The following is an 11,946-nucleotide window of genomic DNA, read 5'->3' as shown; positions in this document are numbered from 1 at the left end:
AGCCGCGTTGTCAGTGCCGCGCGGCACAATCGCCGTATGACGACGATCGATTGGTCCGAGCTGACCCACGCCTACGGCAGCGCCGAGGACATCCCCGGCCTGTTCACGCGCCTCGGCGGCTCCGAGGACGACGCGGTGTGGCAGGAGTTGTGGGGTTCCCTGTGTCACCAGGGGTCGGTGTACGACGCGAGTTGGGCGGCGATGCCCACGCTCGTCGACATCGCGCTGGAGCGGGCACCGGGCGGGCCGATACAGGCGGTCACCATGGCCGGCCTGATCACCACGGACCCGGACGAGGACTGCCACCAGCGCCATGCGAGCGAGATAGGCCAACTGCTCGATGTCGCACGCCGGTTGCGCGCCGACCCGACGCAGGACGCGCACACCTTCGTCTATCTGCAGATGGCCGTGCTCGCCTTCGAGGGCGGCAGTGTGTGGGCCGAGGCTTTGGAGGGTGTCAACAGCGAGGAGTACGACCTCGAATGCCCCGAGTGCGAGGAGGGCCTGTACGTCGCGTTCGGTTCGTACGGCGTCTTCACCTCGGCCGGCGACTACGTGACCGGCACGGGCAAGGAGGAGAACACCGAGGGGCGGACGGAGTTGATACCGGCCGTGCCCGACGCGCTCGACGGCATCGGCGCGCGGCTGCACGGCGAGGCGGTCGAGTTCGGGCAGACGGAGGTCGCGACCGCGCTGACGTATGTGTTCGGGAAGGCGAGTTGCCCTTCCTGCGAGGCCGTGTTCACGGTGTCCGAGGAGATCGAGAAGCAGTGGGTCTGAGACGGCCGGGCCTCCGGGTGCCCCGCTCGTGGCGGGACACCCGGAGGGTCGTCAGTGCCTGGCCGCGGGGGTGTTGGCGACCGTGACGTTCACGGCGGCCCAGGCCTTGTCGACGGTCTGGTACGCCGTGCTGTTCGCGCCGTAGAGGTCCGCCGCCGCCTTCAGCGTGGCGAGGCGCGCGTCGTGGAAGTCGGTGGTGGACACCATGTAGCGGGTGAGCGCGCGGTAGAAGATCGCGGTGGCCTTGGCGCGTCCGATGCCGGTGACCGTGGACCCGTCGTAGGTGGGCGAGTCGTAGGTGAACCCGCCGATCGTCTTGCGTCCGCTGCCTTCGGCGAGCAGGTAGTAGGCGTGCGAGGAGACTCCGGAACCGGCGTGCACCTCGGCGTCGTAGGTCTGCGGCGACCAGTAGTCGATGGTGCCTTCGAGCTTGTCGAGGGAGGGGTGGTCGAGGCGGCGCAGGAACTTCTGGGCGAGGCCGAGCTTCTCGCCGATCAGGTAGTTCGGCGGGTTCTTCGCGTTGTTGGCGCTGAACTCGACGTTGGAGCCGAAGATGTCCGCGAGGGACTCGTTCAGGGAGCCCGCCTCGCCGTACTGGTTGCCGTCCGCGTCGACGCGGGTCGGTTCCAGCTCGGCGGTGGCGTCCACGACTCCGTGGGTCAGCTCGTGGCCCGTGACGTCGAGGACGACGAGCGGCTTCTTGAACATGTCACCGTCACCGTCGCCGTAGAGCATGCAGTCGCAGGTCGAGTCCCAGAAGGCGTTGGCGACCTTGTTGCCGAAGTGGACCATGCCGCGGGCTGCCTTGCCGTCGTTGGCTATGCCCTTGCGGCCGAAGGTCTTCTTGTAGAAGTCCAGGGTCTTGGTGATGCCGTACTGGGCGTCGACGGCGGCGCTGTCGCGGCGCGAGACGGTGCCGTTGCCCCACTTGTCGGTGGTGCTGGTGAACGCCTTGCCGCGCGCGAAGCTCTCCAGTTCCTGCCCCTTGGCGTCGCGCGTCTCGGTGCCCCAGCGCGTCGGGTCCTTGAGGAGGTAACTGGTGCGTGCCGTCCGGGTGGTGGTCAGCGGCACCTTGCCGACGAAGAGGGAGGTGCCGGTGCCCGTGGCGGTGACGGGGTAGTGGACCGCACGCGCCGCGGTGGCTGCGGTGAGCGCGGTCGGCTGTGCGGCGGTGCCGGTCGCGGGGTTCAGGGTCTCGCCGCGCTCGCGCAGGGTGTCGAGGAGTTCGGGTGAGAGGAACTCGTCGCTGTCGGGGGTGTTGCTGCGGACCTTGCCGGTGACCGCGTCGATGACGACGGTGCGGGTGCCGGTGGCCTCGGCGGTGTCGCTGTCGCTGACGGGGACCTGGTAGGCGAGGGCGGCCCGGCCGGCGCGGGCGTCGACCACGAGGCGGGCGGTGCCCGCGTCGCCCTCGGCGACGGCCGCGGCCTTGGTCTCGGCCTCCGCCGCCGTCAACTCGGGCTGTGTGGTGGCGGGTTCGACGCTGTGGTCGGCCGCCCTGGTGACCCCGGTGTAGGCCAGGTGGCGGGAGAGGTGGACGACGAGGTCGCCGCCGAGGACCGGCATGCCCTGGTGCGTACGGATGAACCGGACATGGCGTGCGCCCTCGGGGTCGATCATCACGTCCTTGGCCCGGAGCCCGTCGCCCTGGACGACACCGGTCGCCGCCGCGTGCGCGAAGGCGGCGGCACGCGCGGCCGCGACGACGGACGCGGCGCTGGTGCCGGTCGCCGCCACCGCGTGGTCCGTCCCCGGTCCCGCGAAGGCCGTTCCGGCCAGTCCCGTGGCGGCCGTCGTCACGGCGACGGCGACCGCCAGGCCGCGTATGTGGGATCCACGCATGGGTGAGGGCTCCTCGCTTCGAGACGGCCGGGATCGCCGACCGCCTTGAGACCGGGCGCGGTTGACAGCGCCCAGGGGGCTGGTCGGGCCCCGAGGCGAAACCCTTACGGATCAGTCATGTGCATGTAAAGCCGAAATGAACGGTATTCGTGGCTTTCATGGCAATACTTTGCAAATCCGCGTCGCTCAGTGATCAGCGAGTGACCAACTGTGCGACACCTGTGGAGATGTGACGGGCTGCGAGAAGGTTCCCTCGCGCGACTGTGACAGATCTCGCATACAGAGAACGGGAGAGAACCGGATGGTCTCAAGAACGCTGCGCAGAGCCACGGTGTCCGCAGCCGCGCTGGTGACGCTCACGGCGGTACCCGCGCATGCCGCGACCCACGAGCGGGACACCACGGACACCGCCGACAGCCGGGCGGTCGCGCTTCCGGCGCCCGACATGGCGGGTCTCCGTGCCGTGCTGCGCACCCTGACGACCCAGGGCGCACCCGGAGCGATCGCCCGCGTCGACGACCACGGAACCGTCCGCACGGCCGCCGCGGGCATCGACGACCGCACGACACACCGGGCCATCGACAACGCCGACCGCTTCCGCATCGGCAGCGTCACCAAGTCGTTCTCCGCCGTCGTCCTGCTCCAACTCGTCGACGCGCACAAGCTCGACCTGGACGCCTCGGTCGACCGCTACCTGCCGGGCCTGCTCCCAGACAAGCGGATCACCGTGCGGCACCTGCTGAGCCACCGCAGCGGCCTGTACGACTACACGAACGCGATGTTCGCGAACTCGGTCTCCGGTTTCGAGGCCGTACGCGACAAGGTCTTCACCTACCGGCAGCTGGTACGGCTGTCCCTGCAGCACCCGCGCACCAACGCGCCGGGCGCCGCCTACTCGTACTCGAACACCAACTTCGTGGTCGCCGGGATGCTCATCGAGAAGCTGACCGGCCACTCCGTGGGAACCGAGTACCGCAACCGCGTCATCAAGCCGCTCAAGCTGCGCGACACCTTCTACGTCCACCCCGGCACGAAGATCCCCGGCCGCCACGCCCACGGCTACCTCACGCAGGACCGCGCCGGCGCGCAATCGGTCGACGCGACCGACCAGACGGTGTCCTGGGCCCAGAGCGCGGGCGCGCTCATCTCCACCACCCACGACCTGAACACCTTCTTCTCCGCCCTGCTCTCCGGCAGGCTCACCTCCGCCTCCGCGCTCGCACAGATGCAGCGGTGGACTCCGGTCAACAGCACGACGCGCTACGGTCTCGGGCTGCGCCGGCGCGACCTGTCGTGCGGCGTCTCCGTGTACGGCCACACGGGCGCGGTCCAGGGTTTCTACACCTACTCCTTCACCTCGAAGGACGGCCGCCGCAGTCTCACCGCGCTGGCCAACACCTCCAACAACGGCACGGTGCTGAACACGATGGCGGGCGCCCTGGAGTCGGCGTTCTGCGGCAAGCGCACCAGGACGCTCCAAGGTTCGCCGCTCACCGGCCGGGGCTCCTACGTGACCGAACGGCGCACGGCCTACGAGGACATCGCGCCGGGGATCGCCCGGGACTGAGCGCGCTGCACGGTGGGTGCCGGACAGCCTCGCGCACCGGCACCCACCGCGCCCCGCGGGAACCCTCTCGCCGTGACGGGACGTTGAGTGGAGGGCGAACTCCCCCACCGGGCACTGCCCCGGACACGGACAGCGAGGGCGGTGCCATGAACGAGCTGGTGCCGGGCGGCAACCTGCCCCTCCCGGGCGGTGCCATGACCCTGCGGGTGCCCGGCCCGTTCGACGTGTCGGCGTTGATCACGGACGAGAGCGGCAAGGTCGGCGGTGACGCGGACTTCGTGTTCTACAACCAGCCGACCGTGACCGGAGCCCGCCTCCAGGGCGACACCCTGACCGTCGACCCGGCCCGCCTCCGCGCCGGCGCCGCCCGGGTCACCGTGGTCATCAGCCCCGCCGCCCCCGGCACACCGCTGGGCCGCCTGCCCGCACCCACCCTGCATGTCACGGACGCGAGCAGCCGTCCGCTCGCCCGTTTCACCCCGGCCCGCCCCCAGCGCGAGACCGTCCTGCTCCTCGCCGAGCTCTACCGGCGCGGCACGGGCTGGAAGCTGCGCGCACTGGGGCAGGGGTACGCCGACGGACTCGCGGGCATCGCACGGGACTTCGGCGTGGACATCGTCGAGGACACGGCCCCCGGTCCCACCCCTGCCTCCGGCCCCGTGCGAGGAAGGGGCACCGCGCCGGGCGCCGGCGCGCGAACCGGGGGCTCCCCCAACTCCCCCGCCGCCGACCCGACCGGCTTCCTCGCCCTGGTCAACTCGGCCCGCGCCAAAGCCGGTTCACCACCCATCGCGCTCGATTCCCGGCTCGTGTCGGCCGCGCAGGCCCACGTCTCCGACATGGCCGCCGCAGGGCACCTCAGCACCGAGAGCCGCGACGGCGCCTCCGTGTACCAGCGCGTGATCCACGCCGGATACGCCTATCTCACCGTCGGCGAGCACCTGGTCTCCGGTCCGCGCACCCCCGCGGAGTTCGTCGACTATTGTCTCCGCACCGAACAGGCCCGCCGCACACTGCTCGAACGGGACGTCACGCACGCGGGTCTCGCCCAGGCGGTCTCCCCTCACTCCGGCGACGTCTACTGGACGGCGTTGTGGGCGAAGCCGCTCACCGCCGCCGACCTGGCCCAAACGGCGCGCGACGTCGTCGAGTTGACCAACAGGGAGCGGACGAGGGCCGGGCTGTCGCCACTCGCCGTGGACCCGCTGCTCGCCGCCGCCGCGCAGGCGCACAGTACGGACATGGTGGCCCGGGCCTTCTACTCGCACACCTCCCCCGACGGCTCCCAGCCCTGGGACCGGGCCGCCGCCGCGGGTTCACGCAGGCGCACGATCGGCGAGAACATCGCCTGCGGTCAGCGCTCCCCCGCCGAGGTCGTGGAGGGCTGGATGAACAGCCCCGGCCACCGCGCCAACATCCTCAAGCCGGACTTCACCCACATAGGCATCGGTTTCGCGGGCGGCGGACAGATGGGGACGTACTGGACGCAACTCTTCGGCGCCTGACCATCCGACGAGGTCAAGCCCTCCACGATCTTGGCGGAATGAGATCTTCCGGGTCAGGATGCCCGCATGAAGGGTGATCTGTTTTCCAGTGAGCACATGGTGCAGCCGGCCACCGCGCCGGGCATGACCGTAGAGAACGCCAAGTGCGTCAAGTACGCGGTCAACGGCGAGATGCTCGCCCGCCAGGGGGCGATGATCGCCTACCGCGGCAACCTCCAGTTCGAGCGCAAGGGCCAGGGCGTGGGCGGCATGCTCAAGCGCGCCGTCACCGGTGAGGGCCTGCCGCTGATGGCGGTGCGCGGCCAGGGCGAGGCGTGGTTCGCGCACGAGGCGCAGAACTGTTTCGTGGTCGAGATCGACCCCGGTGACGAGTTCACCGTCAACGGCCGCAACGTCCTGTGTTTCGACGCCTCGTTGTCGTACGCGATCAAGACGGTGAAGGGCTCCGGCATCGCGGGCGGCGGCCTGTTCAACAGCGTCTTCACGGGGCAGGGCAAGCTGGGTCTGGTCTGCGAGGGCAACCCGCTGGTCATACCCGTCTCGCCGCAGTACCCGGTGTTCGTCGACACGGACGCGGTGGTCGGCTGGTCGGCCAACCTCCAGACCTCGTTGCACCGTTCGCAGTCCATCGGGTCGATGCTGCGGGGTGGTTCCGGCGAGGCCGTCCAACTCATGCTCCAGGGACAGGGGTTCGTCGTCGTACGGCCCAGCGAGGTGACTCCGCAGAAGGCGCAGCAGCACTGAGGTCCCGATCCGGCACCGACCCTGAAACGTGTTGACCTGCGGGTCCTTTCCGAGTCAGGGTCGGAGGCGGCACGGACCACCTTGCCCCGTGCCGGGAGGATGACTGCCTTGATCGGCATCTCGGACATCGAAGCCGCCGCCGAGCGGATCGCCGGACACGTCGTACGCACCCCGACCGTGGAGAGCCCGGGGCTCTCGGAGCTGCTCGGTGTCCCGGTCACGACGAAGCTGGAGCTGTTGCAGCGCACGGGTTCCTTCAAGGCGCGCGGTGCCACGGCGAAGCTGCTGTCGCTCGGCGAGGCGGAGTTGGCGGCCGGGGTGGTGGCGGTCAGCGGCGGCAATCACGGGATCGCGCTCGCGGTCATGGCGGCGGCGCTGGACGTGAAGGCCACGGTGGTGATGCCGCGTTCGGCGCCGGCGCGGTCCGTGGCGCTGGTGGAGGCGGCGGGCGCTTCGCTGCGGCTGACCGAGGACATGCCGAGCGCGTTCGCGCTGGTGAACAGGTTGCGGGACGAGGGGCTGACCCTGGTCCACCCGTTCGACGACCCGCTGGTGATCGCCGGACAGGGCACCGTGGGGCTGGAGTTCGCGGACGACGCCGGTGAACTCACCGACGTACTGGTCAGCATCGGCGGTGGTGGGCTGATCGCCGGGGTCGCCGCCGCACTGCACGCCCGGCGGCCCGGGATCCGGGTCTGGGGCGTGGAGACCGAGGGTGCCGAGGCGATGTCCGCGGCGCTCGCGGCCGGTGGCCCGGTGTCGGTCACCCCGTCCTCGATCGTGACCACGCTCAGCGCGCCGGCCGTGTCGCAGCTGACGTACGACCATGTGTCGGCCCTGGTCACCGAGGTGTTGACCGTCTCGGACCAGGACGCCGTACGGGGCTGTCTCGACCTCGCCGAGCACGGCAAGGTGTGGACGGAGCCCGCCGCGGGCTGTCTGCTGCCCGCCGCCCGGCAGGTCCTGGAACGCGTCGGCGACGGCGCGCGGCTCGGCCTGGTGGTGTGCGGGGGCAACGCGACGGCCGGGGAGATCGCGGACTGGTCGGAGCGCTTCGGACTGCGCTGACCTGCCGTTGACGGCAGGTGCGACGAGCCTTCCCGCATGAAGGGTCCCGTTCTCGACCCGTTATCGACCCGTTCTCGACCCCGTGCGCGAAGGCTTGTCGCACATCTAGCCATACCGACTAGTCGGTACTACGCTCCGCCGAACGGAAGGGCCCCCAGCCTCCCGCCGCTCACCCTGTCCCCAGCAGCTTCAAAGGGAGTCGTATGTCTTCCGCTTCCGCACCTCTTGACACGAGTAACCCAGGTACCGACGCACCCGGCGCCGACTCCCGCGGCTCGCTCACCGGGCTGTACCGCCGTGACCTGGGCGCGTATCCGGCCACCGGGCGACGCATGTCGTATCTGGCGATCGTGGTGGTCACGACCGTCGTGCTCTACTACATGCTCTACATCCAGTACGCGGTGGCGACGTCGATCATCACGCACTTCGACATGACCTACCGCTACTTCGTGTGGGTCTCGGTCATCGGCAACGCGTTCGGGGCCTTCGCCTCCCTCGTGGCCGGCCTCGCGGACCGCTGGGGACGGGCGAACCTCGTGGTCTACGGACTGCTGATCGCCGCGCTCCTGGTCTTCTTCGGACTCCCCAACGCGGGCGACAAGACAACGTACTTGGTGCTGTTCGCCGTCGTCAGCGTCATCGAGGGCATCGTGCTGGTCGCGACCCCGGCGCTGATACGGGACTTCTCACCGCAGCTGGGCCGTGCCACCGCGATGGGCTACTGGACGATGGGCCCGGTCATCGGCAGCCTGGTCGTCACCTCCGTGACCAGCAGCACCCTCGACTCCGCCTCCTGGCAGGACGAGCTGCGCTACTCCGGGGCGGCCGGGCTGATCGTGTTCGTCGTCGCCCTGTTCGCCCTGCGCGAGCTGTCGCCGGGACTGCGCGACCAGATCATGGTGAGCCTGCGGGACCGGGCCCTGGTCGAAGCACGCGCCAAGGGACTCGACACCGAGGCGGTACGACGCGGCGAGTGGCGGCAGATGCTGCGCCTGGACATCCTCGGCTCCGCCTTCGCGATCGCGGTCTTCCTGCTCCTCTACTACGCCGCCGTCGGCAACTTCGTCGTCTACTTCTCGACCACCTTCGGCTACAGCGAGCAGCGCACCAACGGCCTGGCCAACTGGTACTGGGCAGCGAACGCCCTCGCGCTGATCGTGGCCGGCCTGCTCTCGGACCGGCTGCTGGTGCGCAAGCCCTTCATGATCGTCGGCGGGGTCGGCGCCGTGGTGGCGACCGCGGTCTTCGCCTCCCGGGCCACCCATCCGACGACCGACTACTACACCTTCGCCTGGCTGTTCGTCGCGATCGGCGTGTTCAGCGGAATCGCCTACGCCCCCTGGATGGCGAGCTTCACCGAGACCGTGGAGAAGCGCAATCCGGCCGCGACCGCCGCGGGCCTCGCGGTCTGGGGCTGGACGGTACGCATCGTGGTCGCCGTGTCGGCGGCGTTCATCCCGGTGCTCGTCACGTCGGTCACCCCGCTCGTCGAACACGGCGCCGAGGTCGCGGCGGCGCAGAAGCAGGCCGCCCCGGCGCTCGCGATCGTCGGCGCCCACCCCCAACTCTTCGCCGAACTCGGCAAGTACACGCCGACCACCACACCCCCCGCCCTGGCCGCCCAGGCAGTCAAGGAGGTCGGCCCCGCCGACCTGGCCGTCGTACAGAAGGCACAGCCGCAGCTGAAGGTGCTCAAGGAGTACGGGACGAAGGTGCAGAAGGCCGCGAAGGACGGTCCCGGCGAGTGGCGCACCTGGTGGTGGATCTGTGTCGGCGGCCAGGTTCTCTTCCTGCCCTTCGTGTTCGTGATGGCGGGCCGCTGGAGCCCGAAGAAGGCCCGCGAGGACGCGCAGGCCCACCAAGATGCCGTCGACCGCGAACTGGCCGCGCTCGAAGCCTGACCGGAACACCGACCGTCGCTGCGGCGTGAGCGTGACGGCTCCGCCGCAGCGGATCGGTGACCGCGTGGCTCGCAACTACTTCAACGCCGCCGCGAACAGCGGGCCGACGTGGTCCACCGCGTACCCCACCGACAGGACCGAGCTGGTGGCGAAGGCCTGGCTGAGGTTCGGGTCGTAGAAGACGACCGAATGGCTGGCCTTCACCGCGGGCAGGGACTTGCACAGCGGATCCGACGTGATCTCGGTGGCCTTGACGCCGATCGATGCCATCACGATCAGGTCGGCGTCGAGCAGCGCCAGGTTCTCCTCGGAGACCGGGACGGAGAACGCGGCCCCGCCGGCTTCACCGGCGTCGCACCTTCGCGGCCGAGGCTGCCGATGCCGTGGACGAGCACGGCGGCGAGGGTGGCGCCGAGGAAGCCGAACCGGATGTACTGGCCGGGCCCGGTCAGCGACAGGACGCCGATGGCGAAGACAATGAACACGGCCGCGCCCGCGTCGACGCCGAGCAGGCCCGGATCGGTCGGCGGATTGCGGGTCAGCCCCTGGATCACGGTGCCCGCGAGTCCCAGGGCCGCTCCGGCGAGGAGTCCGGCCAGGGTGCGCGGGAGCCGCGCTTCCCGGATGTGGCGCTCCAGCCGTCACAGCAGAGCGGGATCAGCTGTCGGCCTCCCGCGCCACGCGCTCCAGTCGGCTCCGGTACTCCTCCCACCACGCCTCGTCCTCCGGTGGCAGGTTGCCCTTGTCCTGCAGATATCCGACGGATCCGTCGATGAACTCCCGCAGGATGTCGGCGTGACCGGCGTGCCGTTGGGTGTCGGAGATCACGCGCACGACGATGTGATGCAGCGTCACCTCCCGGCGCTCCTCCGGCCACCACGGGACATGACCGACCGCGTCGAGCGACAGCGTCGCGATCGTGCTGTCGGAGTGCTCCCACGCCTGGCGATACAGCCCGACGATGTGTTCCCGCGATTCGTCCGCCGTGGCCCACATGTCCGAGTTGGTCTCCGACTCCTCGGTGTACCACCAGGACGGCGGCTCCTCCCCGTCGAAGAACGGCCGCCCGAAGGCGTCGCCGAGGTAGCCCAGTTCCACACTGGCGACATGCTTGACCAGCCCCAACAGGTTGGTGCCCGTGGGAGTCAGGGGACGGCGGATGTCGTACTCCGAGAGGCCGTCGAGCTTCCACACCAGGGCGTCGCGCGCCTCTTGCAGGTACCGGAGAAGGTCCGCTTTCGGGTTCGGTTCCATCATGCCGGGCAGTTTCGCACCCGGCACTGACAGTTGAGCCCGACGGCCGATCTGAACTGCCGGGAACAGCAAGGTAGCCGCGGGAAGTCCCCAGGCGCAGGGATCGGTCCCGGCAGGGCAAGAGGGCCTGGTCAGGGCCCCGGCGACGGGAAAGTTGCCCGTTACCCGTGGTTACCGCCAGGTCGGGGCAGGGATATTCCCCGACGGCATTTCCTCGCCCCCCGCCCGCCGCGATTGAATAAAAGGCAAGAACCACCGGGGAATTGGGATTCCTTTGAACCAGCCCATCACAACCGCCGTACTTCTGTGAAAGGTGAGAGCCCGGGGTTTCAGCGAGGGATGGCCATGGTCGAGACACACGTCTCCGTACACGAGTCAGTCGCCGGCAGATACCGGCCCATGGAGGTCGCGCATCGCGAGACGAACCGTGACACCTGGTACGGCGAGGACATGGCCGCCGAGCGCCCGTGCCTGCTCACGCAGGTGACGCTGCCCGCCGCGCTGGACGAGGAGAGCGCGCGCCGGACCACCGCGGCCATCATGCGCACCTCCGAGATCATGGTGCTGCTCGCTCCCACCCGGGTCGCCCAGGTCATGGACGCCGTCGAGGACGCCGGCACGCTGTGGACCGTCACCGACTGGATCGACGGCACACCGCTCGGCCAACTCCTCGCCCAGCAGGGCACGTTCCACTATGTACGGGCGGCCCGCATCGGCCTCGAACTGCTCGACATCCTGGAGGCCGCGCACAACGAGGGCATCACCCACGGCGAACTCAGCCCCGGCCAGGTGTTCGTGCGCGACCGGGGCACCGTCGTCCTCACCGGCTTCGGACTCGCCGGCGCCACCCTCGTCCCCCGGCTCACCGCGCCCTCGTACGCCTCCCCCGAACAGGCCCGCGACGAGCGCATCGGACCGGCCGCCGACCTGTGGGCGCTGGGCGCGATCCTCTACACGCTGGTCGAAGGACACCCGCCGTTCCGGGACCGGGGCCGCCCCGAGGCGACCCTGAAGGGCGTGGACCGGCTCCCGATGCGCAGCCCGTCGCGCGCCGGACCACTGGCCCAGGTGATCCAGGGGCTGCTGCGCAAGAACTCCCGCGAGCGGATGACCCGCCCGGTGGTCCGCGAGGCCCTGACCCGCATCCTGCACGACGACCCGTACGCGGACCGCGAGCCCGTCCCGCTGCCCCGGCTGCGACGGGCCTACGACACGTTCCGCGGCGCGGGCACCACCTGGAGCGGACGCGGCATGGCCGTCGGGACCGCCCTGGCCGTCGGCACCG

General features: G+C 70.1%; 10 protein-coding genes and 1 pseudogene. 7 read left to right on the top strand and 4 right to left on the bottom strand.

Going from position 1 to position 11,946, the window contains the following annotated elements; translation table 11 throughout:
• The first annotated feature begins 36 nt into the window (after positions 1–36).
• The gene (locus JHN45_RS00055) at positions 37–780 is read left to right on the top strand and encodes a hypothetical protein (RefSeq protein WP_201047479.1); all 744 of its coding nucleotides are present in this window, start codon (positions 37–39) and stop codon (positions 778–780) included.
• A gap of 51 nt (positions 781–831) precedes the next feature.
• Here JHN45_RS00055 and JHN45_RS00050 read toward each other — a convergent pair whose 3' ends face one another.
• Complete coding sequence (locus tag JHN45_RS00050) at positions 832–2,622, bottom strand: M4 family metallopeptidase (RefSeq protein WP_201047478.1); 1,791 nt, start codon at positions 2,620–2,622, stop codon at positions 832–834.
• 301 nt (positions 2,623–2,923) lie between these two features.
• Here JHN45_RS00050 and JHN45_RS00045 point away from each other — a divergent pair, with 301 nt between their 5' ends.
• From JHN45_RS00045 to JHN45_RS00025, 5 genes are all read left to right on the top strand, one after another.
• Positions 2,924–4,189 (top strand): serine hydrolase, encoded by a 1,266-nt coding sequence (locus tag JHN45_RS00045; RefSeq protein ID WP_201047477.1) that lies wholly within the window; start codon positions 2,924–2,926, stop codon positions 4,187–4,189.
• 146 nt (positions 4,190–4,335) lie between these two features.
• A complete protein-coding gene (locus tag JHN45_RS00040; protein WP_201047476.1) occupies positions 4,336–5,694 on the top strand; it encodes a CAP domain-containing protein in 1,359 nt (452 codons plus the stop codon).
• Between the two features lie 66 nt (positions 5,695–5,760).
• Positions 5,761–6,438: an AIM24 family protein gene (locus tag JHN45_RS00035; protein ID WP_200709017.1), complete on the top strand. Its 678-nt coding sequence runs from the start codon at positions 5,761–5,763 to the stop codon at positions 6,436–6,438.
• Between the two features lie 108 nt (positions 6,439–6,546).
• Positions 6,547–7,506: a threonine/serine dehydratase gene (locus JHN45_RS00030; protein ID WP_201047475.1), complete on the top strand. Its 960-nt coding sequence runs from the start codon at positions 6,547–6,549 to the stop codon at positions 7,504–7,506.
• 203 nt (positions 7,507–7,709) lie between these two features.
• Complete coding sequence (locus JHN45_RS00025) at positions 7,710–9,407, top strand: nitrate/nitrite transporter (RefSeq protein ID WP_201047474.1); 1,698 nt, start codon at positions 7,710–7,712, stop codon at positions 9,405–9,407.
• Positions 9,408–9,482: 75 nt separating this feature from the next.
• Here JHN45_RS00025 and JHN45_RS00020 read toward each other — a convergent pair whose 3' ends face one another.
• From JHN45_RS00020 to JHN45_RS00010, 3 genes and pseudogenes are all read right to left on the bottom strand, one after another.
• Positions 9,483–9,677: a hypothetical protein gene (locus JHN45_RS00020; protein WP_201047473.1), complete on the bottom strand. Its 195-nt coding sequence runs from the start codon at positions 9,675–9,677 to the stop codon at positions 9,483–9,485.
• Between the two features lie 65 nt (positions 9,678–9,742).
• Positions 9,743–10,033, bottom strand: a pseudogene (locus JHN45_RS00015) (iron chelate uptake ABC transporter family permease subunit); the annotation flags it as partial.
• 31 nt (positions 10,034–10,064) lie between these two features.
• Positions 10,065–10,664, bottom strand: coding sequence for a DinB family protein (locus JHN45_RS00010; RefSeq protein WP_201047472.1), 600 nt, complete (start codon positions 10,662–10,664; stop codon positions 10,065–10,067).
• Between the two features lie 336 nt (positions 10,665–11,000).
• Here JHN45_RS00010 and JHN45_RS00005 point away from each other — a divergent pair.
• Positions 11,001–11,946, top strand: a 946-nt coding sequence (locus JHN45_RS00005; protein ID WP_201047471.1) for a serine/threonine-protein kinase, incomplete at its 3' end; no start/stop codon positions are given.

This window comes from Streptomyces sp. MBT53 (assembly GCF_016654115.1).
In the GTDB taxonomy this organism is placed as follows: Bacteria; Actinomycetota; Actinomycetes; order Streptomycetales; family Streptomycetaceae; genus Streptomyces.
This window is presented reverse-complemented; position numbering and strand designations above follow the sequence as displayed.

Bases quoted from the DNA above. Each gene is read 5' to 3' on its own strand.
- JHN45_RS00035 (WP_200709017.1), top strand. From the start codon at position 5,761: ATGAAGGGTGATCTGTTTTCCAGTGAGCACATGGTGCAGCCGGCCACC.
- JHN45_RS00010 (WP_201047472.1), bottom strand. From the start codon at position 10,664: ATGATGGAACCGAACCCGAAAGCGGACCTTCTCCGGTACCTGCAAGAG.
- JHN45_RS00020 (WP_201047473.1), bottom strand. From the start codon at position 9,677: ATGGCATCGATCGGCGTCAAGGCCACCGAGATCACGTCGGATCCGCTG.
- JHN45_RS00025 (WP_201047474.1), top strand. From the start codon at position 7,710: ATGTCTTCCGCTTCCGCACCTCTTGACACGAGTAACCCAGGTACCGAC.
- JHN45_RS00055 (WP_201047479.1), top strand. From the start codon at position 37: ATGACGACGATCGATTGGTCCGAGCTGACCCACGCCTACGGCAGCGCC.
- JHN45_RS00045 (WP_201047477.1), top strand. From the start codon at position 2,924: ATGGTCTCAAGAACGCTGCGCAGAGCCACGGTGTCCGCAGCCGCGCTG.
- JHN45_RS00050 (WP_201047478.1), bottom strand. From the start codon at position 2,622: ATGCGTGGATCCCACATACGCGGCCTGGCGGTCGCCGTCGCCGTGACG.
- JHN45_RS00040 (WP_201047476.1), top strand. From the start codon at position 4,336: ATGAACGAGCTGGTGCCGGGCGGCAACCTGCCCCTCCCGGGCGGTGCC.